The organism is Pantoea sp. X-Soil-YNGN-785 (genome assembly GCF_059730585.1).
In genome coordinates this window covers 1,014,553-1,039,563 of the sequence record NZ_AP035942.1, presented here as the reverse complement: position 1 = coordinate 1,039,563, position 25,011 = coordinate 1,014,553, and the positions used below count along the sequence as shown (strand labels likewise).

At 54.9% G+C, this 25,011-nt stretch carries 28 protein-coding genes, 1 other RNA gene and 1 other annotated feature; of the genes, 12 read left to right on the top strand and 17 right to left on the bottom strand.

The features are described from left to right. Positions 1-264 precede the first annotated feature (264 nt). From AC6I8E_RS04695 to AC6I8E_RS04655, 9 genes are all read right to left on the bottom strand, one after another. Positions 265-1,566: an inosine/guanosine kinase gene (locus AC6I8E_RS04695; protein ID WP_013357029.1), complete on the bottom strand. Its 1,302-nt coding sequence runs from the start codon at positions 1,564-1,566 to the stop codon at positions 265-267. Between the two features lie 57 nt (positions 1,567-1,623). After that, complete coding sequence (hemH, locus tag AC6I8E_RS04690) at positions 1,624-2,583, bottom strand: ferrochelatase (RefSeq protein ID WP_013357028.1); 960 nt, start codon at positions 2,581-2,583, stop codon at positions 1,624-1,626. Between the two features lie 113 nt (positions 2,584-2,696). After that, a complete protein-coding gene (adk, locus tag AC6I8E_RS04685) occupies positions 2,697-3,341 on the bottom strand; it encodes an adenylate kinase (protein WP_013357027.1) in 645 nt (214 codons plus the stop codon). Between the two features lie 456 nt (positions 3,342-3,797). After that, positions 3,798-5,672 carry a molecular chaperone HtpG gene (htpG, locus tag AC6I8E_RS04680; RefSeq protein ID WP_013357025.1) on the bottom strand — a complete coding sequence of 625 codons (1,875 nt, stop codon included), beginning with the start codon at positions 5,670-5,672 and terminating at the stop codon, positions 3,798-3,800. A 97-nt stretch (positions 5,673-5,769) separates the two neighbouring features. Then, positions 5,770-6,375, bottom strand: coding sequence for a recombination mediator RecR (gene recR, locus AC6I8E_RS04675; RefSeq protein ID WP_013357024.1), 606 nt, complete (start codon positions 6,373-6,375; stop codon positions 5,770-5,772). Then, positions 6,375-6,707, bottom strand: a complete 333-nt coding sequence (locus AC6I8E_RS04670; protein WP_003850423.1) for a YbaB/EbfC family nucleoid-associated protein — start codon at positions 6,705-6,707, stop codon at positions 6,375-6,377. Before AC6I8E_RS04670 ends, recR begins: the two co-directional genes overlap by 1 nt. A gap of 55 nt (positions 6,708-6,762) precedes the next feature. Beyond that, complete coding sequence (gene dnaX / locus AC6I8E_RS04665; RefSeq protein ID WP_107319391.1) at positions 6,763-8,832, bottom strand: DNA polymerase III subunit gamma/tau; 2,070 nt, start codon at positions 8,830-8,832, stop codon at positions 6,763-6,765. Continuing rightward, positions 7,360-7,421: a sequence feature (DnaX frameshifting element), on the bottom strand. It overlaps the preceding gene by 62 nt. Before the next feature lie 158 nt (positions 8,833-8,990). Then, a complete protein-coding gene (gene apt, locus AC6I8E_RS04660) occupies positions 8,991-9,542 on the bottom strand; it encodes an adenine phosphoribosyltransferase (protein ID WP_013357022.1) in 552 nt (183 codons plus the stop codon). Between the two features lie 144 nt (positions 9,543-9,686). Beyond that, positions 9,687-10,076 (bottom strand): DUF454 family protein, encoded by a 390-nt coding sequence (locus AC6I8E_RS04655; protein WP_013357021.1) that lies wholly within the window; start codon positions 10,074-10,076, stop codon positions 9,687-9,689. 57 nt (positions 10,077-10,133) lie between these two features. On the opposite strand from AC6I8E_RS04655, the gene priC reads away from it, so the two are divergent. From priC to rsmS, 3 genes are read left to right on the top strand one after another with little or no spacing between them, the layout of a single operon-like run. Next, complete coding sequence (priC, locus tag AC6I8E_RS04650) at positions 10,134-10,664, top strand: primosomal replication protein PriC (protein ID WP_147788559.1); 531 nt, start codon at positions 10,134-10,136, stop codon at positions 10,662-10,664. Between the two features lie 57 nt (positions 10,665-10,721). Beyond that, on the top strand, positions 10,722-10,967 hold the full coding sequence (locus tag AC6I8E_RS04645; protein ID WP_013357019.1) for a GlsB/YeaQ/YmgE family stress response membrane protein: 246 nt from the start codon (positions 10,722-10,724) through the stop codon (positions 10,965-10,967). Between the two features lie 8 nt (positions 10,968-10,975). Next, positions 10,976-11,128 carry a pleiotropic regulatory protein RsmS gene (gene rsmS, locus AC6I8E_RS04640; protein WP_013357018.1) on the top strand — a complete coding sequence of 51 codons (153 nt, stop codon included), beginning with the start codon at positions 10,976-10,978 and terminating at the stop codon, positions 11,126-11,128. Here the strand turns inward: rsmS and acrR are convergent. Then, positions 11,125-11,763, bottom strand: coding sequence for a multidrug efflux transporter transcriptional repressor AcrR (acrR, locus tag AC6I8E_RS04635; RefSeq protein ID WP_033731781.1), 639 nt, complete (start codon positions 11,761-11,763; stop codon positions 11,125-11,127). The genes rsmS and acrR overlap by 4 nt on opposite strands. Before the next feature lie 142 nt (positions 11,764-11,905). Here acrR and AC6I8E_RS04630 point away from each other — a divergent pair, with 142 nt between their 5' ends. From AC6I8E_RS04630 to ykgO, 4 genes are all read left to right on the top strand, one after another. Beyond that, positions 11,906-13,099 (top strand): efflux RND transporter periplasmic adaptor subunit, encoded by a 1,194-nt coding sequence (locus AC6I8E_RS04630; protein WP_013357016.1) that lies wholly within the window; start codon positions 11,906-11,908, stop codon positions 13,097-13,099. A gap of 16 nt (positions 13,100-13,115) precedes the next feature. Beyond that, complete coding sequence (locus AC6I8E_RS04625; protein WP_013357015.1) at positions 13,116-16,271, top strand: multidrug efflux RND transporter permease subunit AcrB; 3,156 nt, start codon at positions 13,116-13,118, stop codon at positions 16,269-16,271. A gap of 161 nt (positions 16,272-16,432) precedes the next feature. Continuing rightward, a complete protein-coding gene (locus tag AC6I8E_RS04620) occupies positions 16,433-16,687 on the top strand; it encodes a type B 50S ribosomal protein L31 (protein ID WP_497824481.1) in 255 nt (84 codons plus the stop codon). A gap of 11 nt (positions 16,688-16,698) precedes the next feature. Then, positions 16,699-16,839 carry a type B 50S ribosomal protein L36 gene (gene ykgO / locus AC6I8E_RS04615; RefSeq protein WP_497824480.1) on the top strand — a complete coding sequence of 47 codons (141 nt, stop codon included), beginning with the start codon at positions 16,699-16,701 and terminating at the stop codon, positions 16,837-16,839. Between the two features lie 45 nt (positions 16,840-16,884). Here the strand turns inward: ykgO and AC6I8E_RS04610 are convergent, their stop codons facing one another. The 3 genes from AC6I8E_RS04610 to AC6I8E_RS04600 are packed head-to-tail and all read right to left on the bottom strand — an operon-like array spanning position 16,885 to position 19,287. Further along, positions 16,885-17,763 carry a metal ABC transporter substrate-binding protein gene (locus tag AC6I8E_RS04610; protein WP_013357013.1) on the bottom strand — a complete coding sequence of 293 codons (879 nt, stop codon included), beginning with the start codon at positions 17,761-17,763 and terminating at the stop codon, positions 16,885-16,887. Positions 17,764-17,782: 19 nt separating this feature from the next. After that, a complete protein-coding gene (locus AC6I8E_RS04605; RefSeq protein ID WP_041456684.1) occupies positions 17,783-18,622 on the bottom strand; it encodes a metal ABC transporter permease in 840 nt (279 codons plus the stop codon). Next, a complete protein-coding gene (locus AC6I8E_RS04600) occupies positions 18,619-19,287 on the bottom strand; it encodes a metal ABC transporter ATP-binding protein (protein ID WP_033782191.1) in 669 nt (222 codons plus the stop codon). The genes AC6I8E_RS04605 and AC6I8E_RS04600 overlap by 4 nt, the downstream gene beginning before the upstream one ends. Before the next feature lie 329 nt (positions 19,288-19,616). On the opposite strand from AC6I8E_RS04600, the gene AC6I8E_RS04595 reads away from it, so the two are divergent. The 3 genes from AC6I8E_RS04595 to hha all read left to right on the top strand — a co-directional run bounded on the left by AC6I8E_RS04595 (position 19,617) and on the right by hha (position 20,735). After that, on the top strand, positions 19,617-19,970 hold the full coding sequence (locus tag AC6I8E_RS04595; RefSeq protein WP_041456682.1) for a hypothetical protein: 354 nt from the start codon (positions 19,617-19,619) through the stop codon (positions 19,968-19,970). Between the two features lie 147 nt (positions 19,971-20,117). Further along, positions 20,118-20,495 carry an Hha toxicity modulator TomB gene (gene tomB, locus AC6I8E_RS04590; RefSeq protein WP_013357010.1) on the top strand — a complete coding sequence of 126 codons (378 nt, stop codon included), beginning with the start codon at positions 20,118-20,120 and terminating at the stop codon, positions 20,493-20,495. A gap of 24 nt (positions 20,496-20,519) precedes the next feature. Further along, a complete protein-coding gene (hha, locus tag AC6I8E_RS04585) occupies positions 20,520-20,735 on the top strand; it encodes a hemolysin expression-modulating protein Hha (protein WP_003850458.1) in 216 nt (71 codons plus the stop codon). Positions 20,736-20,873: 138 nt separating this feature from the next. Here the strand turns inward: hha and ffs are convergent. After that, positions 20,874-20,970: signal recognition particle sRNA small type (ffs, locus tag AC6I8E_RS04580), an RNA gene on the bottom strand. 187 nt (positions 20,971-21,157) lie between these two features. Between ffs and AC6I8E_RS04575 the strand changes: the two genes are divergently transcribed. After that, on the top strand, positions 21,158-21,502 hold the full coding sequence (locus tag AC6I8E_RS04575) for an MGMT family protein (protein WP_013357009.1): 345 nt from the start codon (positions 21,158-21,160) through the stop codon (positions 21,500-21,502). Between the two features lies 1 nt (position 21,503). Here the strand turns inward: AC6I8E_RS04575 and AC6I8E_RS04570 are convergent, their stop codons facing one another. Continuing rightward, on the bottom strand, positions 21,504-22,061 hold the full coding sequence (locus AC6I8E_RS04570) for a YbaY family lipoprotein (RefSeq protein WP_013357008.1): 558 nt from the start codon (positions 22,059-22,061) through the stop codon (positions 21,504-21,506). A 190-nt stretch (positions 22,062-22,251) separates the two neighbouring features. On the opposite strand from AC6I8E_RS04570, the gene tesB reads away from it, so the two are divergent. Further along, positions 22,252-23,115 (top strand): acyl-CoA thioesterase II, encoded by an 864-nt coding sequence (gene tesB / locus AC6I8E_RS04565; protein ID WP_013357007.1) that lies wholly within the window; start codon positions 22,252-22,254, stop codon positions 23,113-23,115. Between the two features lie 58 nt (positions 23,116-23,173). Here the strand turns inward: tesB and amtB are convergent, their stop codons facing one another. Continuing rightward, complete coding sequence (amtB, locus tag AC6I8E_RS04560) at positions 23,174-24,460, bottom strand: ammonium transporter AmtB (protein ID WP_013357006.1); 1,287 nt, start codon at positions 24,458-24,460, stop codon at positions 23,174-23,176. Positions 24,461-24,494: 34 nt separating this feature from the next. Further along, on the bottom strand, positions 24,495-24,833 hold the full coding sequence (gene glnK / locus AC6I8E_RS04555; RefSeq protein ID WP_003850469.1) for a P-II family nitrogen regulator: 339 nt from the start codon (positions 24,831-24,833) through the stop codon (positions 24,495-24,497). Positions 24,834-25,011: the final 178 nt, after the last annotated feature.

Here is a 25,011-nt window from a genome sequence, read left to right as displayed (position 1 = left end):
CTCGCAGGCTACTGATATATCAAAATCAGGGTAAATTTTACCGCAACGAATAAACTCAATGCGCAGGGAACATGGGCAGAGGAGGAAAGCGTCCCGCGCCATGGACGGTGCGGGCCGAGCGGCCAGGGATGGTTTAAGCGCCTTTCCGATCTGACCGTGTTCCCTTAGCAGGCTAGATCTCACCGCTAAACGAGCCAGACGTTGCCAGTCATCTAAGGCCCTTCTGTTCAGAAGGGCCTTTTTTACGCCCTGAGGCGACCCGCGTTACCGATCCCAGTAAGACTCTTCCAGACTGTCTTCGCGCTCCGGCAGGCCGCGGGTTAAACGCGGTGAATGCTGATTCAGCACCTGATAGCTGACGCGGTTGGCATACTTACACACCTGTGCCAGCGACGAATAGGTCAGATACGGACGCGCATGTTTACTGGAGTTCGGCACATTCAGGCTGTGATAGTTGTTAGCCGTAATGTCATGCAGCAACGCCGCCAGCGCGCCATCTCCGGCGCCATTGGTGTTCATGATCTTTTCCGGCCCGCCCATATAAGGCGCGATGTGCGAGAAGATGCGCAGCGGCTGCTGGCAATCCTGCTGACGCATCACGCGGCTGAACTCATACTGGTTGAATTCCGCAATCGCGCCAGGCAGCAGCGGATGGTTGGTTTTACGTTTGAACTCGTCTTCGGTGTAGCCCGCCATATAAAGCCCAATCGGGCCAGCGGTGCAGAGCACCAGATCCACCCAGTCCAGCGCCATATTGGAAGCAAGCAGCGGATCGGATTCGCCGGTCAGCGCCAGCGCTTCCTCCTCGTTCATCGCCACGATGCTGACGTGCTCGCGCAGGAAATCCCGCCAGAACTGAGGATTGTCGCCAATCACATGTTTGGTGCCCAGCGTCAGCACCACCGGCACGTTGTGGCGTTTGGCATATTCAATCGCCTGTAACGTTGCCTGCGGCATGGGTTCACCTTCTGCACAGCGCACCAGATAGGAGGTCAGCACCAGCGCAGACGCTCCGGCAATCACCTCTTCCGGCACATTATCCGGATGCAGCTGGTTCATCTGGCCGGGGCTGATCGCGAAGGTGCGCTCGCCATGCTCGCCAATCAGCGTAAAGCAGCGGCCAATAGCGCCATCAACGCCCTGCAGATAGTTAAGATCGACCCGGCTTGAGGTGTTGCAGAGATAGCGATAGGCGTAGCCGCCAATCTGGATATTGTTGCACATCACGCCCAGCAGCACGGAGCGGTCATCGGCCAGCACCGAGAAGTTGTGCAGCGTGTTACCAATGGTGCCACCGGCAAACTGATGGGTGATCAGCGCATCGCGCATCAGCTCGTTGTACAACGCTTCCGCGACGGCATTATCGATAACCAGCGAGTGCCCGGCACTCAGGCCGTAACGGGCGAGAAAGTCGTCATCGACTTTGGCTTCGATATCCACCAGCGTCTGGTCGATACCCACCACCCAGCTGCCAGCATCTACATCGTGCTGAGCGGGCTGTAACAGGGGATCGCGTGCGCTGACGGGAAAGTAGTGTTTGGATTTGCGTTTGCCGGGAAATTTCATCGGGAATGCCGTCTGGAAAAACAGGCGGAGAATGATATCACACTCTCCGCCTGCGCTTTAACGGCGTGCGTCGACCAGTTGCACCATCATGTCGATATGCGCCTCATCGGCGTTCAGCGCCGGGATATACTCAAACTTCTCACCGCCGGCATGCATAAAGATTTCGCAGTTTTCACCACTGATCTCCTCCAGCGTTTCCAGGCAGTCAGACGAGAAGCCCGGACTCATGACCTGAACATGTTTGATCCCTTTGGCAGGCAGACTTTCCATGGTTTTGTCGGTGTAAGGCATCAGCCACGGCTCACGACCAAAACGCGACTGGAAGGTCATCATGTACTGATCCTCACGCAGACCCAGCGCTTTGACCAGGGCCGCCGTGGTATCGGCACAGCGCTGCGGATAGTCATCACCTTCGTTGGCGAAGCGCTGCGGAATGCCGTGGAACGACAATACCAGCAGATCGGGCTGACCGTGCCGCTCAAACGAGCGCTCTACCGTCGCTTTCAGTGCAGCGATATAGGCCGGATGTTCGGCGTAATCACGGATAAACTGCACATCGGGCAGCGAGCGATACCCTCTGAAGACGGTGGTCAGGCCATCCCATACCGCGGCCACGGTAGAGCAGGAGAATTGCGGATAGAGTGGCAGTACAATCAGGCGGGTGACGCCCTGCGCCATCAGCTTATCCACTGCGCTTTTCAGGCTCGGATTGCCATAGCTCATACCCAGCTCGACAGGCATATCGACGCGAGCCGCCAGGGCATCACGCTGACGCTGACTGTAGACCAGCAGCGGTGATCCACCTTCCATCCAGACCGATGCGTAGAGCTTCGACACGCGCGGCGAGCGAAACGGCAGAATGACAGCATTGAGAACCGGCCACCAGAGCCAGCGCGGTGCATCGACCACGCGCGGATCGCTTAAAAACTGTTTCAGATAGCGTTTAACTGCAGGTGTGGTTGGGGCGTCTGGCGTACCTAAATTAACCAATAACACGCCGGGCTTATCTTGCCTCATTTGAGTTCCTTGATGACAACGGGGATGCGTGAAAACAGGGAAATTGTAGCGGAATTAGTGGGAGGTAAAAGCAATTACTGCAAAAGGGGCCAGTGATACCGGCCCCATTGAGCTTAGCCGAGGATCTTTGCCAGCTCGGCACTCACTTCGGTCACCTTACGGGTGCCGTCGATTTTGTGATAGGCGGTGTTGCCCGCTTCGGCTTCTTTGCTGTAGTAAGCAATCAGCGGCGCGGTCATCTGATGGTATTCCACCAGGCGCTTACGCACGGTCTCTTCCTGATCGTCTTTGCGCGTGGTCAGCTCTTCGCCTGTGACATCATCTTTACCTTCCACTTTCGGTGGATTAAAGGTGACGTGATAAACGCGGCCAGATGGCGCGTGAACGCGACGGCCCACGATACGTTCAACAATCAGCTCGTCCGGTACAGCGAACTCCAGCACGTGATCAACGGTGATCCCGGCTTCTTTCATTGCATCTGCCTGAGGAATGGTGCGCGGGAAACCGTCGAGCAGGAAACCGTTTTTGCAGTCTTCCTGAGTGATACGCTCTTTAACCAGCGCAATCACCAGCTCATCGGTTACGAGTTTGCCAGCATCCATGATGGCTTTCGCCTGGTTACCCAGCTCGCTGCCTGCTTTTACTGCTGCACGCAACATGTCGCCAGTGGAGATTTGCGGAATGCCGTACTTCTCCATGATGAATTGGGCCTGAGTCCCCTTACCTGCGCCCGGAGCTCCGAGCAGAATAATACGCATTGCGTAAATCCCCTTGCGAATCGCATTGATCTATCTTAGAAGCGGAAGAACATACCATTATGACCCGCTCATCACAAGGAAGGGCGAGGATCGCTCAGGGCGGCTTTACTCTGTTTGTGGCCCTGAACCCGACCCGGCGGGTCGGACTGCTGCTTTTTCAGATTAACCGCCTGCGCTGAGCAGAAATGGCGGGATGCCGCACAGCCATAAAAAAAGCCGGTGATCATCACCGGCTTGATTTTGATGACCGCGTCAGGCCTGGACTGCTGTTTGATCGAGCCAGCGCAAAAAACACGGTCAGATCGGAAAGACGCAAAAGCCGTCATCCATGGCGCGGGACGCTTTCCTCTTCTGACCGTGTTCCCTGCGCACTGGGTTCATTCGTTGCGGCCAGAATCCCCCTGCTTTGACTTTAACAGCCGTCTGAGGCCGGTGAAAACCACCAGCCTGTTGCCGTTATGCGGTCAGCAGCTGGTTCATGCGACGGATAAACTGGTTAGGATCGTCCAGCGTGCCGCGCTCGGCCAGCAACGCCTGATCCAGCAGCAGTTCAATCCACTCACCAAAGCGTGTTTCATCCTGCGTATCGGCAACACGTTTCACCAGCGGGTGATCCGGGTTGATTTCAAACAGGTACTTCACTTCCGGCACTTCCTGTCCAGCCGCCGCGAACAGCTTCGCCATCTGCGTGGTCATCTCGTTGGCGTCGGTAGTCACAATCGCTGGCGTATCGGTCAGACGATGGGTCAGACGCACCTCTTTCACGCGTTCGCCCAGCAGATTTTTCACCCGCTCAACAAACGGCTCCAGCGCTTTTTCCGCCTCTTTCTGCTCTTCGGTCTCTTCATCCGCCAGCTTGCTCAGCGACTCATCCGCTTTGCTGACCGACTGGAAGGTTTTACCGTCGAACTCGGTAAGGTAACTCATCATCCATTCGTCGATGCGATCGGAAAGCAGCAGCACCTCAATGCCTTTTTTGCGGAACAGTTCCAGATGCGGGCTGCTCTTCGCGGCGGCATAGCTGTCAGCGGTGATGTAGTAAATCTTCTCCTGACCTTCCACCATGCGGCTGACGTAATCTTCCAGCGAAATGGTCTGTGCCGAACCTTCGCTCTGGGTGGTGGCGAAACGCAGCAGTTTTGCAATGGTTTCCTGGTTGGCGTTATCTTCCGCCGGGCCCTCTTTCAGCACCAGACCGAACTCATTCCAGAAGGTCTGGTATTTCTCGTTATCTTCTTTCGCCAGTCTTTCCAGCATCTGCAGGGTACGCTTAGTCAGCGCAGCACGCAGACTCTGGGTCACGCGGCTATCCTGCAGGATCTCACGGGAGACGTTCAGCGGCAGATCGTTCGAGTCAATCAGACCACGCACAAAGCGCAGGTAGTTCGGCATAAACTGCTCAGCGTCATCCATGATAAAGACGCGCTGCACGTAAAGTTTCAGGCCATGCTTCTGGTCGCGGTTCCACATATCGAATGGCGCACGCGCCGGAATGTAGAGCAGGCTGGTGTACTCCTGCTTACCTTCCACCCGATTGTGGCTCCAGGCGACCGGATCGCTGTAGTCATGGGCGATATGCTTGTAGAACTCATTGTACTCGTCGTCGCTGATCTCAGATTTGTTGCGGGTCCACAGCGCCTGGGCTTTGTTGATTTTCTCCCAGTGCGTTCCCTCGCCCTCTTCATCTTTGCTCTCGATCTCAACCGGCAGTGCGATGTGATCGGAATATTTGCTGATGATGCTGCGCACGCGCCATGCGTCCAGGAACTCATCTTCGCCTTCGCGCAGATGCAGGGTGATCTCAGTACCGCGATCGGCTTTCTCAATCTCCGCCAGGGTATATTCGCCCTCGCCTGCGGATTCCCAGAACACGCCTTCATCGGCTGATGCGCCAGCGGCACGGGTACGCACCGTGACTTTGTCCGCCACGATAAAGGCAGAGTAGAAACCGACACCGAACTGACCGATCAGTTGGCTGTCTTTCGCCTGATCGGAGCCCAGCGATTCCAGGAAAGATTTGGTGCCTGATTTGGCGATAGTCCCGAGGTTCTCAATGACCTCATCGCGACGCATACCGATACCGTTGTCGCTGAGCGTGATGGTACGGTTGTCCTTATCAACAGAGAGACGAACACGCAGCTCGCCATCACCTTCATACAGGCTGGAATCTGACAGCGCACGGAAGCGCAGTTTGTCTGCCGCATCCGAGGCGTTGGAAATCAGCTCACGCAGGAAAATCTCTTTGTTTGAATAGAGAGAATGGATCATCAGGTGCAGAAGTTGTTTTACTTCCGACTGAAAGCCACGGGTCTCTTGTCCTTTCATGGTCATTGCTACCTCAACAAAACAGGTTGAACAAACGTTGAGGTTGATGTGGGGATGACAGGAGGAATTTCAAGCCGGTGTCTGTCACAACACCGGCAAGTGATTAAAATTTAAACTTCTGGCGGCCTGCCAGCGAGTGGGACAGCGTGGTGCCATCCACCATCTCCAGCTCTCCGCCTACCGGCACACCGTGCGCGATACGGCTGGCGTCAACGCCATACTGGCCACAGAGCTCCGCGATGTAGTTTGCGGTTGCCTCGCCTTCTACCGTCGGGTTGGTGGCGAGGATCACTTCCTGCAGCGTTTCACTCTCCAGCCGCTGCTCCAGACGATCCAGACCGATATCAGCCGGACCGATGCCGTCGAGCGGCGAGAGATGCCCCATCAGCACAAAGTAGCGACCGCCAAACTGACCGGTTTGCTCAATGGCGTGGATATCTGCCGGGCTTTCTACCACGCAGATTTGACCATTCTGCTGACGCCGTGGATTGGCGCAGATAGTGCAAATTTCCTGCTCGGTGAATGTCCGGCAGTCAGAACAGTGTCCGATCTCCGACATCGCCCGGGTCAGCGCCTGTGCCAGCCGCATGCCACCGCTGCGATCGCGCTGCAGCAGCTGAAAAGCCATGCGCTGTGCCGACTTCGGCCCAACGCCGGGCAGACAGCGCAGCGACTCCATCAATGATTCAAGCAGTGGACTGGTTTGCATCAGAACGGCATCTTAAAGCCTGGTGGCAATTGCATGCCTGAGGAGACAGACGCCATCTTCTCTTTCTGGGTTTCATCAATGCGACGTGCCGCATCGTTGAACGCCGCGGCAATCAGATCTTCCAGCATATCTTTGTCATCTTCCAGCAGGCTGGGATCGACTTCCACGCGACGGCAGTTGTGCGCGCCGTTGATGGTGACTTTTACCAGGCCAGCACCCGATTCACCGGTCACTTCAATCGCGGCGATCTCTTCCTGAACCTTGGCCATTTTGTCCTGCATCTGCTGGGCCTGTTTCATCAGGTTGCCCAATCCGCCTTTACCACCAAACATAGTTTTCTCTCTCAGCTGAGGCTACAACGCTATCGTTACGATAGCAGCAGCGTGTCTAAACAGGTCGGATACTCTCCTCATCCAGATCGGCATCAAAAAATCGCTGCAGCGTCTGAATGTGGGTATCACAGGTGATCGACTGACGCGCCTGCGCCAGTTTCTCTTCGTAAATGGCCTGACGCCACTCCAGTGGCGTCAACACCGATGAATTATCGTCTTCAACGACAGAGAGTTCAACTTTCTGCCCGGCACTCTGGCTAAGCGCATCACTTAGCACCTGCTGCGCCGACGGTGAATTAAGGTGACGCTGGCTGCTGCGCAGATGCAGGCAGACACCATTTTCAGTTGTCTCTTTCCAGGCATTTAATGCCAGCTGCTGCACCAGCTTTGGCAGCGGCAGGGTTGTAATCTCTGCGGCCCAGGGATCGCGCTGCTGCGCCTCTTCGGCCAGACGCGCCGCCAGCTCAGGGGTTTTCTCATGCTCCAGTGCGGAACGCAAGGCCTTAGGCGTCGCCACCGGCTCCGCCACTTCAACCGGCTGATTAACCGCTTTCCAGCGGTATGCTTCCTCTTTTACCGGGGCGGCGGGCTCACGATCGCGGATACGCTGCTGACTGCGCTCGGTAACCGAGGCCAGCCGCTCCAGCGCGGAGTTGGCCGGCCGCGCACCTGGCGCCGCCGGCTCACTCTTTTTTGGCTTGTTCGCTCCCTGACGCAGCAACTGAGTGCGCGCCTGCAGGAGCTGGCTGGTGGAACTGGAAAGTGCCGTGTCAGGCGCCGCATCCGGTGGCGGCGCAGGCTGCGGAGCCGGATCGGGCGCGGCCATCTGTGGCTGAGCGGCCACCTGCTGTTGCGGAGCAGGCATCGGCTGCTGCGCTACGGGCGACCTTGTCTGAGCAGGTGACGATGTGGCTGGCTGTGCTGTCGTGGGTCGTGCTACAGGCGCAGGACCAGATGGTGCCGGTGACGTCTGCGCCGGAGCAACAGGTGCCATCTGTTCCGTTAACGCGGGACGCGCAATGGGTTCTGCCACCGCCGCTTTAGGATGAAACGCCAGGGCGCGCAGCAGCGTCATCTCAACGCCCATGCGGCGATCGGGCGCAATCGGCAGATCCTTACGGCCCATCAACAGGGTCTGATAATAGAGCTGCAGATCGGCTGGCGGCACCACGCGGGCCAGTTCACGCAGTCGGATCGCATTGCTTTCTTCGTCATCGTTGAGCGAGGCCGGCAGCAGTTGCACCATCGCAATCTGGTGCAGCAGGCGCAGCATCTCGACCAGCAGCGCCTCCCATTCCACCCCACGTGACGCGGCCTGGCTCAGCAGGTTCATTACCTGCTGACCATCACCGTCAACCAGCGCTTCAAGCAGACCCAGCGGCTGTTCATCATCCAGCGTGCCGAGCATAACGCTGACCGTGCTGCTGGTCACCGCGCCCTGCCCCATGGCAATCGCCTGGTCGGTGAGGCTCAGCGCATCACGCATACTGCCATCGGCGGCACGCGCCAGCAGCTGCAGCGCCCGGGTCTCGCTCTCAATCTGTTCCTGCTTCAGGACATGCTCAAGCTGCTGACGGATTTGATCAACATCCAGCGCTTTGAGGTGGAACTGCAGGCAGCGCGAAAGAATGGTCACCGGCAGTTTCTGCGGATCGGTGGTCGCCAGCAAAAATTTAACGTGTGAAGGTGGCTCTTCCAGCGTCTTTAACAGCGCATTGAAGCTGTGACGCGACAGCATGTGCACTTCATCGATCAGATAGACTTTGAAGCGGCCACGCGCCGGGGCGTACTGCACGTTGTCGAGCAGATCGCGGGTGTCTTCAACTTTGGTGCGTGAGGCGGCGTCAATCTCAATCAGATCGACAAAGCGGCCCTGCTCAATTTCACGGCAATTATCGCACTGACCACAGGGCGTGGCGGTGATGCCGGTTTCGCAGTTAAGGCCTTTGGCCAGCAGACGCGCAATGGTGGTTTTCCCTACGCCGCGGGTGCCGGAGAAGAGATAAGCATGATGGATGCGTCCCAGAGACAATCCATTCGCCAGCGCCGTCAGAACATGTTCCTGACCGACAACATCAGCAAAAGCCTGGGGACGCCATTTTCGCGCAAGTACCTGATAGCTCATGTGGAGTTCGACGAAGTTGGATGGAAAGATGAGCGCAGACGCTCTGCAACCCCTGTATAAGATTGCAGTAGTCTATCAGCTACGCTTTTGGCTGGCACTCGTTATCTTGACGCCGGAGGCGTGACGGCCTCGCCGGGTAGCGAGACCGAAAGCGTGGCTTAGTGGCCGGGGAATTTGACCAGGCTGTAGCTCTCAACGCCCAGGGCATTGAGACGCGATTCACCGGTCAGATCGAACAGGTTGATAATGAAGGCTGCGTCTTTCACTTCACCACCAGCACGGCGAATCAGTTTAACGGTCGCTTCGATGGTGCCGCCGGTCGCCAGCAGATCGTCAACCACCAGCACCAGATCGCCTGGCTGGATGGCATCTTTGTGCAATTCCAGCTTATCGGTGCCGTATTCCAGTTCATAGGACTCGCTGTAAACCTCACGCGGCAGTTTGCCAGGCTTACGAACCGGAACAAAACCGACACCGAGACCTAATGCCACAGGTGCACCAAACAGAAAACCGCGCGCTTCCGTACCCACCACTTTGGTGATGCCTTTATTACGGTAACGCTCAACCAGCAGCGCAATCGACGCGGCGTAGGCTTTCGGATCTTCCAGCAGGCTGGTGACATCGCGGAACAGGATGCCTGGCTTAGGATAATCGGGGATACTTTTAATGCTGTTTTTAATGAATTCAAGCTGCTGCGCAGTGTCGGTCATAATGATACGCCTGGTAAAAAATTCTGTTTCGCGCAGCTTCAAAAGCGCTAATACCTGGTAAAAGGCTCAGCGGAAGTCAATTCACAAAGGGAAGCCACGCACGAAGACGCCCAAATCTAAGCAAATGACCGGCTAAATGCAACTTTATCGCGGCGGCGGCGGTGCGTCCGCTGTTTCTGCCACCACCGGAATACGCCACATAAACAGCAGCAGCGCCGCCAGCATGATCAGCAGCATGATGCGAACCCAGAGCTGATGCACCAGGAAAAGTGAGAGACTAAAGGTGGCGACAATCAGGCAGATAGCGCGCAATTTGGCACCCGGTGGCATGGCGCGATGCTGTTGCCAGTGACGCAGATAGCGGCCAAACGGTGATTTCCACAACAGCCAGTGATGGAATCGCGGCGATGAACGGGCAAAACACCAGGCCGCCAGCAGCATGAATGGCGTGGTGGGTAATAAAGGTAATACAATGCCCAGCGTCCCCAGCACAATCGCCAGCCACCCGAGGGTTAATAACAGAATGCGTTGCATGAATCTCGCCCAGCTCTTTCCTCATCAGCGTACGTTAGCACAACTCAGGGCCAGACGATGAGTGCGATCGCTGTGCAACAGCGCCTGCACCAGCTCCTTATCGCCCTACGTCAGGAGATTGCCCGCCATCCCGATGGCGTTTGCCGTCTGCCACGTTTTGATACTCAGCTATTCCAGACCAAAGGTACGCGACTGGCAGATTATCTGCAGGAGGTGGAACAGAACTTCGCCCGACTATGCGATGTTAGCCATGACCTTGCCCGCAGTGCCTGGCTGGCTGAACGCCTGGTCGATCAGATTGCCGCCCTGCAACGCGAGGCGAGTACCCAACAGTTGCGTACCCGACGCGAACAACCAGTAAAGAACCCACGCGCGACTAAATATCAGGAGTACCGTGAATTTGAACGGCGTTTACTGGCGATGATCGATCAGCGTGAGCAGCGTCTGGCACTGGCTGAAACCCTGGCGGTACAGCATCAGCTGAAGCAGGATCTGGAAACGCTGGAGGGACGACTGGCACGCTGTCGACAGGCGATTCGCTCGGTTGAGTGGGCCTCGTCATTGCGCGGCAGTGAAGACGGCGAATAAAGCGCAGCGTGATAAAAGCGCTTCTATACTGGGTGTAATTCTGCGTGGAGAAGAACCATGGGTTTACTGACCTGGCTGCTATGCGGGCTGCTGCTGGGATTGCTGAAGCGTCTGCTGATGCCGGGACGACCCGGCGGCCTGATGGCGACCCTGACGCTGTCGATGATCGGCGCACTGATTGGCGGCTATATCGCCACCTATTTTGAACTGGGCTCGCTGGCAACGTTGCACGCTGGCGCGCTGGGCATGGCGATTCTCGGCGCAGTGCTGATGCTGCTGGTCGCGGCCCGCTTACGTATTTAGGAGAAAAGATGTCACTGGAAAACGCCCCTGACGACGTCAAACTGGCAGTGGATCTGATTCAGCTTCTGGAAGAGCATCAACTGCCGGTTGAAACGGTGCTTTCAGCGCTGGCCATGGTGCAGCGCGATTTCGAGAACAAGCGCGATGGGCAGCCTGCTTAGCGCTGAGCAGTCAGCGTCGGACTAAGACGCAGCATATCAATAAAGGCATTGACCAGCGTTGGCGCGTCAGCGGCTAAATCAAAACTTTCGGGCGCAAACAGCCAGCTTTCCATCATGCCATTAACGTAACCACGCAGGATAAGTGCGGCCTGACGCGTACTGAGACTGCCCGGAAGTTGTCCGGCTTCAATGCACTGACGCAGGACATCTTCTATTTTGTCGTAGCACTCCAGCAGCAGGCTTTGCTGAATATTTTTCAGCGCCGACATTTCGCCCACAAATTCACATTTATGGAAAATGATCTCCATTAGAGCGCGGCGCTGCGGATCCTTTGCTGTTGCATCAAAGATATAGACCAGCATTGCGCGCAACACAGAGAGTGGATCACCAGGGTATTTTGTCTGATACTCAAGTTCCACATCGTCCAGACCAGCATCACAACGAAGCCATATTTCATGTAATACATCGGCTTTATTTTTGAAGTGCCAGTAGATAGCCCCACGCGTGACACTGGCGGCTGTGGCGATCTCTGCAAGAGAAGTGGCTGAGACGCCCTGCTGCGAAAACAGAACAATGGCGGCATCAAGAATTTGATGTCGCGTTTCAAGTGCTTGCGCTTTGGTTTTTCGTGCCATAGGGGGCTTTTTTTACAAACAGGTAAGTTTACATACATTTGTGAATGTATGTACCATAGCATGACCTGCGACTTGACACAGCAATGGGTTTTTCAGTTTGTGATCCATTGACCAATTGATATCGGACACTAGAGGTTTATTTATGAATAAAATCAGAGGATTATCGCCTCTGGCGGCCGTCCTGATGCTATCAGGCAGCTTTTTGTTAACAGGATGTGACAACAATAAATCCGAACAAGCCGCCCAGCAACCGCCAGCAGTGGGTGTTGTGACACTTAAAACTGAACCCCTGAAAATTTCGACTGAATTACCTGGCCGCACCTCAGCATATCGTGTGGCTGAAGTCCGTCCGCAGGTTTCCGGTATCATTCTGAAGCGTAATTTCATTGAAGGCAGCGATGTCAAAGCAGGTCAGTCTCTTTATCAGATCGATCCGGCGACTTATCAGGCCGCTTACGACAGCGCTAAAGGCGATTTGACCCAGGCTCAGGCGAATGCACGCATCGCTCAGCTGACCGTCAAGCGCTATAAACCGCTGCTCGGCACCAAATATATCAGTCAGCAGGATTATGACACCGCCGTTGCCACTGCCGCGCAGAACGATGCTGCCGTGCAGGTGGCAAAAGCCAATGTTGAAACGGCCCGTATTAACCTGGCATATACCAAAGTGACCTCGCCTATTAGTGGCCGCATCGGTAAATCCTCTGTTACCGAAGGTGCACTGGTACAGAGCGCACAAACCACCGCGCTGGCTACCGTGCAGCAGCTTGATCCCATGTATGTCGACGTGACCCAGTCGAGCGAAGATTTCATGCGCTTACGTTCAGAACTGGAATCGGGTCAGCTGAAGCAGAATGATGGCAAAGCCAACGTGACGCTACTGATGCAGAATGGCAGCAGCTATGCACAGACCGGTACGCTGGAGTTCTCTGACGTGACCGTTGATGAAACCACCGGCTCCATCACCCTGCGCGCCATTGTCCCGAACCCTAACCACACGCTGTTACCGGGCATGTTTGTTCGTGCGCGTCTGGATGAGGGGATCAACCCGAATGCAATGCTGGTGCCGCAACAGGCTGTCACCCGCACGCCAACGGGTCAGGCAACCGTGATGGTTGTGGGTGCAGATAACAAAGTCGAATCACGTCAGGTCACCACCTCTCAGGCGATCGGTGACAAGTGGTTAGTGACCGACGGCGTTAAAGCAGGCGAACGTGTGATCAGCACCGGTCTGCAGCGTGCCAAGCCAGGCGCACAGGTTACTCCACAAGAAGTCTCAGACGATGCGAAAGCGGCACCCGATTCAAAGCCGCAGTCTGACAAGTCATCGTCATAACAGGAGCCGTTGATTCATGGCTAAGTTCTTTATCGATCGCCCCATCTTTGCGTGGGTGCTCGCCATCATCATCATGCTGGTCGGTGCGCTATCGATTCTCAAACTTCCGATCGAGCAATATCCTAATGTTGCGCCGCCGGCGATTGAGATTCAGGCGACCTACCCTGGTGCGGATGCAAAAACGCTGCAGGACTCGGTGACGCAGGTCATTGAGCAGAACATGAACGGTATCGATGGACTGATGTATATGTCCTCGAGCAGCGACTCATCCGGTACGCTGACCCTGACTATTTCCTTTGAGTCAGGAACAGATGCGGATATCGCGCAGGTTCAGGTGCAGAACAAACTGCAGCTGGCGACGCCGCTGCTGCCGCAGGAAGTGCAGCAACAGGGGATTCAGGTTAAAAAATCCTCCAGCAGCTTCCTGATGGTTGCGGGCTTCATCAGCGATGATGACAATATGACGCAGAATGATATTTCTGATTTCATTTCATCGTCCATCAAAGATCCTATCAGCCGTACCAAAGGTGTGGGTGATACCCAGGTATTTGGTGCGCAGTACGCGATGCGTATCTGGATGGATCCGCACAAGCTGAACAACTACAACCTGACCCCGGTCGATGTGATCAGCGCGCTGAACACTCAAAACACCCAGGTCGCTGCCGGTCAGTTGGGCGGTACGCCTCCGGTTCCGGGCCAGCAGCTTAACGCCTCCATCATTGCGCAAACCCGTCTGACCTCAACGGATGAGTTCGGTAAAATTCTGCTCAAAGTAAACGAGGATGGTTCTCAGGTTCGTCTGCGTGATGTGGCCAGAATTGAGCTCGGCGCAGAAAACTACGAGATCGTTGCCCGTTATAACGGCAAGCCTGCATCCGGTATCGGTATCAAGCTGGCCACCGGTGCGAATGCGCTGGATACTGCCAATGCGGTAAAAGCCGAGCTGGCCAAATTGCAGCCAACGTTCCCGGCCGGGTTAAAAGTGGTTTATCCGTATGACACCACCCCGTTCGTTAAGATCTCAATTTTCGAAGTCGTGAAAACGCTGATCGAAGCGATTGTGCTGGTGTTCCTGGTCATGTACCTGTTCCTGCAGAACTTCCGCGCCACGCTGATTCCTACCATCGCCGTACCTGTGGTATTGCTGGGTACGTTTGCCGTTATCAGCGCGTTTGGTTATTCGATAAATACCCTGACGATGTTCGGGATGGTGCTGGCCATCGGCTTGCTGGTGGATGACGCCATCGTGGTGGTCGAGAACGTCGAGCGCGTCATGGCGGAAGAAGGATTGCCGCCAAAAGAAGCGACCAAGCGTTCCATGGAGCAGATTCAGGGCGCGCTGGTCGGTATCGCGCTGGTGCTTGCCGCCGTATTTATTCCGATGGCGTTCTTTGGTGGGTCGACCGGCGTTATTTATCGTCAGTTCTCAATCACTATCGTTTCAGCGATGGCGCTGTCGGTGCTGGTCGCCTTTATTCTGACGCCGGCACTCTGTGCCACCATGCTGAAGCCGGTTAAAAAAGGCGAGCACGGTAAAACCACCGGTTTCTTCGGCTGGTTCAACCGCATGTTCGACAAAAGCACCCACCACTATGTCGACAGCGTCGGTCACATGATCCGCAGTACGGGTCGCTATATGGTGATCTACCTGCTGATCGTGGTCGGTATGGCGTTTCTGTTTATGCGACTGCCCTCTTCATTCTTACCGGAAGAGGATCAGGGTCTGCTGCTCGCTCAGGCTCAGCTGCCAGCGGGTGCAACTCAGGAACGTACACAGAAAGTGCTGGATCAGGTGACGGATTACTTCCTGACGCAAGAGAAAGATACGGTTAAATCCGTGTTCACCGTTAACGGCTTCGGCTTTGCTGGTCGTGGACAGAACACCGGTATCGCCTTTGTCAGTCTCAAGCCGTGGGATGAGCGTGCCGGTAGCGACATGAAAGTTCCGGCGATTGCTGGCCGTGCCATGCAGGCGCTGGGCGCGATCAAAGATGCGATGGTCATCCCCTTCAACCTGCCAGCGATTATCGAGCTGGGTAACGCGACCGGCTTTGACTTTGAGCTGATCGATCAGAACAACCTCGGCCACGATAAGCTGACGGAAGCACGTAATCAGCTGTTCGGTATGATTGCGCAGCATCCTGATACGCTGGTGGGTGTTCGCCCTAACGGGATGGAAGATACACCGCAGTACAAACTGACTATCGATCAGGAAAAAGCGCAGGCGCTGGGCGTATCACTGAGTGATATCAATACCACGCTGGCAGCCTCCTGGGGCGGCTCCTACGTAAATGACTTTATCGACCGCGGTCGTGTGAAGAAAGTTTATGTCATGGGTAATGCGGATTCCCGTATGCTGCCGGACGACATTGGTAAATGGTACGTGCGTAACAGCAGTGGAACCATGGTGCCCTTCTCTGCCTTCTCGTCAGCGAAGTGGCAATATGGTTCACCGCGTCTTGAGCGCTACAACGGTCTGCCAGCCATGGAAATTCTGGGCCAGGCCGCACCAGGCAAAAGCTCCGGTGCAGCAATGGACCTGATGGAAGAGCTGGCGGCGAAGCTGCCTGCTGGCATCGGCTATGACTGGACCGGTATGTCCTATCAGGAACGTCTGTCAGGCAACCAGGCACCTGCGCTCTATGCCATCTCGCTGATTGTGGTCTTCCTGTGTCTTGCCGCACTGTACGAGAGCTGGTCGATTCCATTCTCGGTCATGCTGGTTGTTCCACTCGGGGTCATCGGTGCGCTGATCTTTACCACGCTGCGTGGCCTGAGTAACGACGTCTACTTCGTGGTGGGGTTACTGACAACCATCGGCCTCTCGACCAAGAACGCCATCCTTATCGTCGAATTTGCCAAGGATTTGATGGATAAAGAGGGTAAAGGGCTGATTGAAGCAGCGCTGGAAGCCTGTCGTATGCGTCTGCGTCCTATCCTGATGACGTCACTGGCGTTTATTCTCGGGGTGCTGCCGCTGGCGATCAGTACGGGTGCTGGCTCCGGTTCACAAAACGCCGTAGGTACTGGCGTTATCGGGGGCATGGTCACCGCGACCATACTGGCGATCTTCTTCGTTCCTGTGTTCTTTGTGGTGGTACGCCGCCGCTTTGGCAAGAAAAAAGAAGAATCAGCGAACAGTCATCCGGTTGAGCACAACCCGACTCACTAAGCTGTAAATCATCTGAGGCCGCGCAAGCGGCCTTTTTTTTGCCTGCGATTCTGCCCTTCTCCCTTCCTGACACTTCACGCGAGCTGACATTCTGGCAGTTGCAATCCTGAACGGTGCAGCGCATAATAATGTTATATTATAACATTACAAAGGCGGGCATTATGAAAGCGAATATTCATCCTCACTATCGTCATGTGGTCTTCCATGACACATCAGCTGACGTTTATTTCAAAATCGGTTCAACCATCAAAACCGATCGCACCGTAGAGTTTGAAGGTGAAATGCTGCCCTACGTCACGCTGGATGTGTCGTCGGCCTCGCACGTTTTCTATACCGGCAAACAGAAAGATTTCGCCAAAGAGGGCAGCACCGCGCGCTTTAATCAGCGTTTCGGGCGCTTTCTTGGCCGTAAATAAGGAAGAGATTCATGCAGGTATTGAGTTCGCTGCGCTCAGCAAAAAATCGCCATCGGGATTGCAGGGTAGTGCGCCGCAAGGGACGGATTTACATGATCTGTAAAACGAATCCACGCTTTAAAGCCGTACAGGGAAGGAAGAAAAAACGCTAGTGTGTGTCGTGATGACTGGCCGGGCTTGCCCGGCCTTTTTTATGCTTAGCGCATGCTCTTCAGCATCGCATTCACGTTATGTTTAAAGGCCGCCTGATAAGTGGCTGCCGGGCCAGAGGCGGTGGACAACGCTTCCGGATAGAGCTCACCACCCGGTTCGGCACCGGTGGCGCTGGCAATCTGTTTAACCAGGCGCGGGTCGGTCTGGTTCTCAATGAAATAGCGGTTGATATGCTGCTGCTTGAGTTGGGTGATTAAACTACCCACGTCACTGGCACTCGCTTCCGCTTCAGTAGAGAACCCTACCGGCGCAAGAAACGTCACGCCATAGCGCTGTCCAAAATACCCAAACGCATCATGACTGGTCAGCACTTTCCGCTTGTCGACAGGCACAGCATCAAAGGCCATTTTTGCCCAGCTATCCAGCGCCTCCAGTTGCTGAATGTAATTCTGACCGCGCTGACGAATGGCTGCGGCATCTTCAGGATCGGCTTTGACCAGCGCATTCATCACATTGGTCGCGTAAATCACACCGTTCTGCATGCTGTTCCAGGCGTGCGGATCGGTAACGGTTTTGCCGTCCTCCTCCATGCTGCGGGTCGTAACGCCGGTGGAGGCGACAACCGGCTGGCCGCGATATCCGGAAGCGCTGACCAGCCGATCCATCCACCCTTCCAGTCCCAGTCCACTGACAAAAACCAGATCGGCCTTTGCCAATGCCTGACTGTCCTGTGGCGTCGGTTCAAACGTATGAGGATCGCCATTCGGCCCCACCAGGCTTTTCACGTTGACATGGTCGCCGCCGACCTGCTTAACGATGTCTGCCAGCACGGTAAAGCTGGCCACCACATCCACTGTTTTTGCCATCGCAAAAGGCGTGGCAAACAGCGCCGCGAGCGCCAGGCTAACCGGTAATTTCTTCATAGATAGATACCCCTTAAGATTAATGGCGGCGCAAAATCCCGCCGCACGGCCCTGCAAGAATGGAGAGAAAAAACAGCATGGCGGCGCTCAGCACCACAGCGGGGCCGGCCGGCAATGAAAAGTGCCAGGAGAGCATCAGTCCCGCCAGCGCTGAAATCATTGCCAGGAAAATGGCAATCACCAGCATGGCGGCAAGATGACGGCTCCAGAAACGGGCGCTGGCGGCGGGCAGCATCATCAGTCCCACCGACATCAGCGTGCCCAGAACCTGAAAGCCCGCGACCAGATTCAGCACCACCAGCATTAAAAACAGACCATGCACCAGCGGCGCGCTCCATTTCCCCTGCGCCCGCAGAAAGTCACCGTCAAATGCGTCGATGACCAGCGGACGATAGATGATCGCCAGCACAATCAGCGTAAAGGCAGCGATGCCGCCGACCAGCAGCAGCGCGGCGTTATCCACCGCCAGCAGCGAGCCAAACAGAACGTGCAGCAGATCCACGCTTGATCCGCGTAATGAGACCAGCGTGACGCCCAGCGCGAGGGAGCCAAGATAGAATCCGGCAAAACTGGCATCCTCTTTCAGGGGCGTATAACGACTGACCGCGCCAGAAAGCAGCGCCACGGCTAAACCGGCGATCAGGCCGCCGATACCCATCGCAACCAGTGACAGGCCGGAAATCAGATAGCCAATAGCGGCACCGGGCAGCACTGCATGTGATAAGGCATCACCAATCAGGCTCATCCGGCGCAGTGAAAGGAACACGCCGAGCGGCGTAGCGCTGACCGCCAGTGCAAAGCAGGCCACCAGCGCGCGCCGCATAAAACCGAACTCAATAAAAGGCTGCATCAGGGTCACGGCGCACAACTCCGCAAAGGGATAGCAGGCTGGCTGGTGCAGTTGACCTCACTATCATCCATCGACATCACGTTACTGAAGTAGCGCGCCACCAGCGGGCGATCGTGCAGCACCACCAGCAGGGTTGTGCCGGCCTGCTGTTGCTGTTCAAGGATCGACATCAGTAATGTCACGGTCTGGCTGTCAATGCCGTTGAAAGGCTCATCCAGCAGCCAGAGCTGGCTGCGCTGCAACATCAGCCGCGCAAACAATACGCGCTGAAGTTGTCCGCCTGATAAAGTCGCGGGCTGCGCATCTGCATAATCACCCATCTGAACGGCCTCCAGCGCTTGCCAGATTTCCCGGCGTAGTACCCGGTTAATACCGCCGAACCAGCCGCAGCGCGGCCAGCAGCCTATGGAGACCAGTTCAAATACTGTCAGGGGAAAACGGGTTTCAAGTTCTGTACGCTGCGGCATCCAGCCGATATCCCGACGCGAAACCTGCAATTCACAACGTCCGGCTATCGGTGGCAACAAACCCGCAATGGTTTTGAGCAGGGTTGATTTGCCACTGCCATTAGCACCGACCAAGGCTGTCATTGAGCCAGCTGCAAGCTGCCCGGTAACCGGCGGGGTTACGCTCTGTCCCTGATAGCCAGCACGAAGCGTATTGAACCGGATCATGCGCTGATCCCCCATTTTATGGCCACGGCAAGCAGCGCGATGAATAGCACCGCTACACTCAGCCGCCCACCCAATGACATAAGTAATCCACTCTGACGCATCGTCTCACCAATATGTTATAACATAACAATCAAGATACCGGATATTCCCGTCAGGGAAACGCGTGATTGTGTATCAAAAGATAAACAGCGATGGGACTTACGGCAGGAGGCTGGCAGGCACAGTCGCCTGCTGACGCGCAGATGCTGACAGTTTTGTGCTCTGCTGGCTTGCAAACCAGTTGCAGAAAACCAATGATAGGTTTATTAACGGTTATTAGTGGATCAGATATGCTGTCACGTATTGAATGTGATATTGCCCCGGGCGAATCAGACTGCGCAAAAATAGCAGAGATTGTTCAGCGGAATATTCTCAAAATAACAGATTTGCTGGTGGGCGATTTACGCTGGTACTCACAGAATGCACAGTTAGTTCCAGGCAGTTTAAAAATTGTTTCGGTTGAATACCTGGATATGAATAGTTTTAAATTACTTTACGATTTTGACTGGAATTTATTTAGTCCCTGTCTGGATCTAAATGAAACCGTGACGCAATCTGAGCAGGTAAACTTTCACATTAAGCCCGGAGCACTTGAGTTTGATGTGATCGACAATCAGCAGCCCTCCCCTGGCGATGAATTGTAATATTTAGTAATGGAGGTGAGCAGAACTAATGGTTCTACACTATCTTTAAGGTATCCCGTTTAATAACTGCCCGAATAATCGCTTCCTGGCCGCGTTATCCAATATCGCTGCCCTGCGGCAACTGTGCTAGCTATGGAGGGGAAAAAGATGGACGAATACTCACCGAAACGGCATGATATTGCCCAGCTTAAATATCTGTGTGAGAGCCTGTTTGACGACAGCATGGCAACATTAACCGACAGCCATCACGGCTGGGTGAACGACCCCACTTCTGAAAGCAATCTGCAGCTTAACGATTTGATTGAACACATTGCCTCTTTCACCATGAATTACAAAATTAAGCACGTTGAAGATGAAGCGCTGATTTCGCAAATCGATGAATATCTTGATGATACTTTTATGCTATTCAGCAACTATGGTATCAATAGTCCGGATCTTCAACGGTGGCAACGTTCAGCAAAACGCTTATTTAATCTGTTCACTGAAGAGTGCGCTTTTCTCCAGCAACCAAGCCATTCATTATAGTACAGACATGAGAACGGTTTATTTATGAACAAAACCCTGACTAAAACCGATTATTTGATGCGACTGCGGCGTTGCCGCTCTCTGGATACCCTGGAAAGGGTCATTGAAAAAAATAAGTATGAATTACCCGAGGATGAATTAGCGGTATTTTACTCTGCAGCTGACCATCGCCTGGCGGAACTGACGATGAACAAGCTTTATGATAAAGTCCCAGGTTCAGTATGGAAATTTGTCCGCTAATCTGACGGATTGCTGCTACGTTTAATCTCCTCTTTAGTACCAGATATTCCTGCCTGCCGGCAAAGGATCGGCCCAGGCGGGTTTTGCCTGTCTGCAGTTTATGGAGAGGATATATTCAGAGGGAGAAAATGGTGGGGGCCCTGCCAGCTACATCCCGGCACACGCGTCACCTGCTGCGGCTGCTTCCTTCCGGATCTGACCGAGTTCACAAGCTAGCATTGCGGGAGAACCAACAGGGCCCCCATTGACAAGCCCTCTTTACGAGAGCGGGGGCATTATCTGGGAAGGAGGTGGCAATTGCAAGCGTAGTCGGGACAACCGTTGTTTTCTTGAACAACCAACGTGCTGGCACTGTCTCTTCATCCTCGCCATGCTAAAGTTAAAACCCTATTCCTGATGAAAAAAGCAGACGAAATAAGCACATGGATCAGCCTGACTCTTTCCGGCAACGCATCTGGCAAATTGTTGCCGCCATTCCCTATGGCCACGTCGCGACCTATGGCGACGTTGCGCGACTGGCGGGTTCCCCGCGCGCGGCACGTCAGGTGGGCGGCGTGCTGAGCCGGTTACCAGAAGGCACCACGCTTCCCTGGCATCGTGTCGTCAATCGTCACGGTACTATCTCACTGCAGGGCGACAGTCTGTTGCGGCAGCGGGATGCGCTGGAAGCGGAAGGTATAGAGGTCAGTAATGAGGGACAGCTCGATCTTGAAACTTATCGCTGGGATTTCAGGCAGGAAAAAGGGGCGACAACGTCGCCCCGATAAATTAAATATGGGTTGGTGCCGGAACAGCAGCCGATGGCGTCACCTGAGTGGGTGACGTCGACGGAACAGTCGTCGCTGCGCCTGGCTGAGTTGGCATCGCTACTGACGGTACCGGTACCAGCAGCAGTTCAGCTTTAGTGCCGCCCTGGTTGATGACCGGCTTCACGCCTTCAGTGACAAAGGCCAGCTTGCCATCAATTGAGATGGCTGCGCTTAACAGAATGCGCGCGTTGGGCTGAATGTCGGCCGGGTTAAACGGTAATACAAACTGGAACGGTGCCTGTTTGCCTTCAGTACGCACCACGCGCTGCGACAGCACTTTTGATGGCGCGTCGGATACAGAGGCATCAGAAAGCGTCACGGTTAATACCGCATCCGGCGGCAGCGCAATGCGCTGGCGGATAAAGACTGAACCACTTACGTTTGGCTGCGCAATCGCGGCCGTCTGTCCTGCAACTGCAGAACCCAGCGTTGGTGTTGGCACTGGTTTACTCTTGTCGGCACATCCCGCAACAGCAACCGCAATAACTACCCCACTGAACACATGCCTGAGTTTCATTGATGTCGTCTCCATTTGATCAAAATGATTGTCGGCAGCGAATCCTGCTTACAGCGCTTCACTCGCCGTATGTGCTTAATATTGGCACAAAAATGAAATTTTGCCTGGCACAGGCAAAGCGGAAAGTCTGATTGACGTCAACTGGTCCGATCTTTCACACTGAGCGGGTCACTATATTGAGGAATGCGCCATGAGTCAGGCACTGCAAAATCTGCTGAATTTATTGAATCTGGAAAAACTGGAAGAAGGTTTATATCGCGGCCAGAGCGAAGATCTGGGACTGCGCCAGGTGTTTGGCGGTCAGGTGGTGGGTCAGGCACTGTATGCCGCGAAGCAAACCGTCGCGGAAGATCGCATTATTCACTCATTTCACAGCTATTTTTTGCGGCCCGGCGATAGCCAGAAAGCGATTATCTATGATGTTGAAACTCTGCGTGATGGCAAAAGTTTCAGCGCACGCAGGGTCAGCGCCATTCAGAATGGCCAGCCGATTTTTTATATGACGGCCTCTTTCCAGTCACCGGAAAGCGGATTTGAGCATCAGAATCCGATGCCCCAGGTGGCGGGGCCAGAAAACCTGCTAACCGAACAGGCGATGGCGCAGAAAATGGCGCATCTGCTGCCAGAAAAGTTACGTGAAAAATTTATTGCTGAACGTCCGCTGGAGATTCGCCCGGTGCAGATCCATAACCCGCTTCGTGGACATGTGGATAAACCGGAGCGTCAGGTCTGGATCCGTGCCACCGGCCCCCTGCCCGATGACCTGCGTATCCATCAGTACCTGCTCGGCTATGCCTCTGACCTCAACTTCCTGCCGGTCGCGCTGCAGCCGCATGGCAAAGGCTTTTTAGAGCCGGATATGCAGGTCGCCACAATCGACCACTCTATGTGGTTCCATCGCCCGTTCGACTTCACTGAATGGCTGCTCTACAGCGTGGTCAGTACCTCAGCTTCTGGCGCACGCGGTTTTGTCCGCGGCGAGTTCTACAATCAGCAGGGTGTGCTGGTAGCCTCAACCGTTCAGGAAGGGGTAATGCGCCAGCGCAGCGAATGAAGAGAATAAAAAAAGGGGCGATTGCTCGCCCCCGATTGTTCATTTCAGTGCCTGTCCATTACTGGTTGTAAGCATTCTCGCCGTGGCTGTTTACATCCAGGCCTTCGCGTTCATGCTCTTCCGGTACGCGCAGTCCGACAATCAGATCGGCCAGCTTGAAGCCGATGAAAGCGACAACGCCGGACCAGACAATCGTCAGACCCACGCTGAAGAGCTGCACCCAGACCTGATGGCCCATGGTGACGCCCTGCGCATAGCCGACGCCGCCCAGTGAAGAGGAAGCAAACACGCCGGTCAGGATACAGCCGACAATACCGCAGACGCCATGCACACCGAATACATCGCACGGGTCATCGACGCGCAGCCATTTTTTCAGGGTGGTGACGCCCCACAGTCCCGCGAGGCCGCCGACCAGACCGATGATTAATGCACCGCCAACGCCGACATAACCACAGGCTGGGGTAATGGCGACCAGACCCGCAATAAAGCCTGAGCAGGCACCCAGCAGAGAAGGCTTACCACGTACCGCCCACTCACCAAAGGTCCATGCCAGTACGGCACCCGCTGTTGCCACCACGGTGTTCAGGAAAGCCAGTGCCGCGATTTCATTTGCTGCTGAAGCTGAACCGGCATTAAAGCCAAACCAGCCAACATAAAGAATAGCGGTGCCGGTGAAGACCATCGGCAGGTTATGTGGCTTGAACGCCTCTTTACCAAAGCCCGCACGTTTGCCCACCAGATAAGCACCCACCAGACCTGCGACAGCCGCGTTGATGTGCACCACGGTACCGCCAGCGAAGTCCAGAGCGCCATCCTGAGCCAGGAAACCGCCCGCCCAGACCATGTGTGCGATAGGTAAATATGAAAGCGTCAGCCAGACACCGACGAAGATCAGTACGGCAGAGAAACGGATGCGTTCTGCAATGGCACCAACAATCAGGCCCACGGTAATACAGGCAAACGAGGCCTGGAATGCTACGTGGATATACTGATAGAAACTGCCCATAACGGCGGTGAGCTGAATGTTTTTCAGCATGGCCCAGCCAAAGCCGCCAAAGAAGGCATTGCCTTCACTAAAGGCCAGTGAATAGCCGTAGACCACCCACAGCACGCAGACCAGCGAGAAGGTCACAGCAACCTGCGTCAGCATCGACAGAACGTTTTTGCCACGAATCAGACCGCCGTAAAACAGTGCAATACCTGGAATTGACATAAAGAGCACCAGCGCGGTGCAAATCATCATAAATGCGTTATCAGCCTTGTCCGCAACGGCAGGCGCAGCCATTGCGAGTGAGGGTAACAGTGCCAGGCTGGTGAGACCCAGCTTCGTGAAAATTTTATTCATTTTTATTCCATCCCATCACAGTACTGAGTCTTAATTACAGAGCGGCTTCGTCGGTCTCGCCGGTACGAATACGGATGACGCGCTGCAGTTCAGCCACGAAAATTTTACCGTCGCCAATTTTGCCGGTGTAGGCCGCTTTACTGATGACATCCACCACTTCGTCTAACTGATCGTCGGCAATTGCGATATCAATTTTGACCTTCGGCAGGAAGTTAACGCTGTACTCTGCGCCACGATAGAGCTCTGCATGGCCTTTCTGACGACCAAAACCTTTCACTTCGGAGACGGTCAGTCCCTGAATGCCGATAGAGGATAAAGCTTCACGTACATCCTCCAGTTTGAATGGCTTAATTACGACGGTAACCAGCTTCATTGGATCCCCTCCAGCGAGTAAATAGGTAACGTTTATGGACACGCAGGGATATAAGCAAAGCCTGTGCCAGAGTGTAAAAGTGCCCTTAATCAGTGAGTCAGGCGAGACGGAGCAAGGGATGCTTCAAGGAAGATATGAATGAGAATGGGTGTGTGACAGGGATCGCAGCCTGAGACTG

Coding starts and splice junctions, on each gene's coding strand:
- priC (WP_147788559.1), top strand. CDS start 10,134: ATGAGTGCGATCGCTGTGCAACAGCGCCTGCACCAGCTCCTTATCGCC.
- AC6I8E_RS04655 (WP_013357021.1), bottom strand. CDS start 10,076: ATGCAACGCATTCTGTTATTAACCCTCGGGTGGCTGGCGATTGTGCTG.
- AC6I8E_RS04670 (WP_003850423.1), bottom strand. CDS start 6,707: ATGTTTGGTGGTAAAGGCGGATTGGGCAACCTGATGAAACAGGCCCAG.
- AC6I8E_RS04595 (WP_041456682.1), top strand. CDS start 19,617: ATGCTGTCACGTATTGAATGTGATATTGCCCCGGGCGAATCAGACTGC.
- AC6I8E_RS04645 (WP_013357019.1), top strand. CDS start 10,722: ATGGGTTTACTGACCTGGCTGCTATGCGGGCTGCTGCTGGGATTGCTG.
- AC6I8E_RS04695 (WP_013357029.1), bottom strand. CDS start 1,566: ATGAAATTTCCCGGCAAACGCAAATCCAAACACTACTTTCCCGTCAGC.
- AC6I8E_RS04610 (WP_013357013.1), bottom strand. CDS start 17,763: ATGAAGAAATTACCGGTTAGCCTGGCGCTCGCGGCGCTGTTTGCCACG.
- tesB (WP_013357007.1), top strand. CDS start 22,252: ATGAGTCAGGCACTGCAAAATCTGCTGAATTTATTGAATCTGGAAAAA.
- glnK (WP_003850469.1), bottom strand. CDS start 24,833: ATGAAGCTGGTTACCGTCGTAATTAAGCCATTCAAACTGGAGGATGTA.
- rsmS (WP_013357018.1), top strand. CDS start 10,976: ATGTCACTGGAAAACGCCCCTGACGACGTCAAACTGGCAGTGGATCTG.
- AC6I8E_RS04625 (WP_013357015.1), top strand. CDS start 13,116: ATGGCTAAGTTCTTTATCGATCGCCCCATCTTTGCGTGGGTGCTCGCC.
- AC6I8E_RS04570 (WP_013357008.1), bottom strand. CDS start 22,061: ATGAAACTCAGGCATGTGTTCAGTGGGGTAGTTATTGCGGTTGCTGTT.
- amtB (WP_013357006.1), bottom strand. CDS start 24,460: ATGAATAAAATTTTCACGAAGCTGGGTCTCACCAGCCTGGCACTGTTA.
- tomB (WP_013357010.1), top strand. CDS start 20,118: ATGGACGAATACTCACCGAAACGGCATGATATTGCCCAGCTTAAATAT.
- adk (WP_013357027.1), bottom strand. CDS start 3,341: ATGCGTATTATTCTGCTCGGAGCTCCGGGCGCAGGTAAGGGGACTCAG.
- AC6I8E_RS04600 (WP_033782191.1), bottom strand. CDS start 19,287: ATGATCCGGTTCAATACGCTTCGTGCTGGCTATCAGGGACAGAGCGTA.
- hha (WP_003850458.1), top strand. CDS start 20,520: ATGAACAAAACCCTGACTAAAACCGATTATTTGATGCGACTGCGGCGT.
- hemH (WP_013357028.1), bottom strand. CDS start 2,583: ATGAGGCAAGATAAGCCCGGCGTGTTATTGGTTAATTTAGGTACGCCA.
- htpG (WP_013357025.1), bottom strand. CDS start 5,672: ATGACCATGAAAGGACAAGAGACCCGTGGCTTTCAGTCGGAAGTAAAA.
- AC6I8E_RS04620 (WP_497824481.1), top strand. CDS start 16,433: ATGAAAGCGAATATTCATCCTCACTATCGTCATGTGGTCTTCCATGAC.
- apt (WP_013357022.1), bottom strand. CDS start 9,542: ATGACCGACACTGCGCAGCAGCTTGAATTCATTAAAAACAGCATTAAA.
- AC6I8E_RS04575 (WP_013357009.1), top strand. CDS start 21,158: ATGGATCAGCCTGACTCTTTCCGGCAACGCATCTGGCAAATTGTTGCC.
- AC6I8E_RS04630 (WP_013357016.1), top strand. CDS start 11,906: ATGAATAAAATCAGAGGATTATCGCCTCTGGCGGCCGTCCTGATGCTA.
- dnaX (WP_107319391.1), bottom strand. CDS start 8,832: ATGAGCTATCAGGTACTTGCGCGAAAATGGCGTCCCCAGGCTTTTGCT.
- acrR (WP_033731781.1), bottom strand. CDS start 11,763: ATGGCACGAAAAACCAAAGCGCAAGCACTTGAAACGCGACATCAAATT.
- ykgO (WP_497824480.1), top strand. CDS start 16,699: ATGCAGGTATTGAGTTCGCTGCGCTCAGCAAAAAATCGCCATCGGGAT.
- recR (WP_013357024.1), bottom strand. CDS start 6,375: ATGCAAACCAGTCCACTGCTTGAATCATTGATGGAGTCGCTGCGCTGT.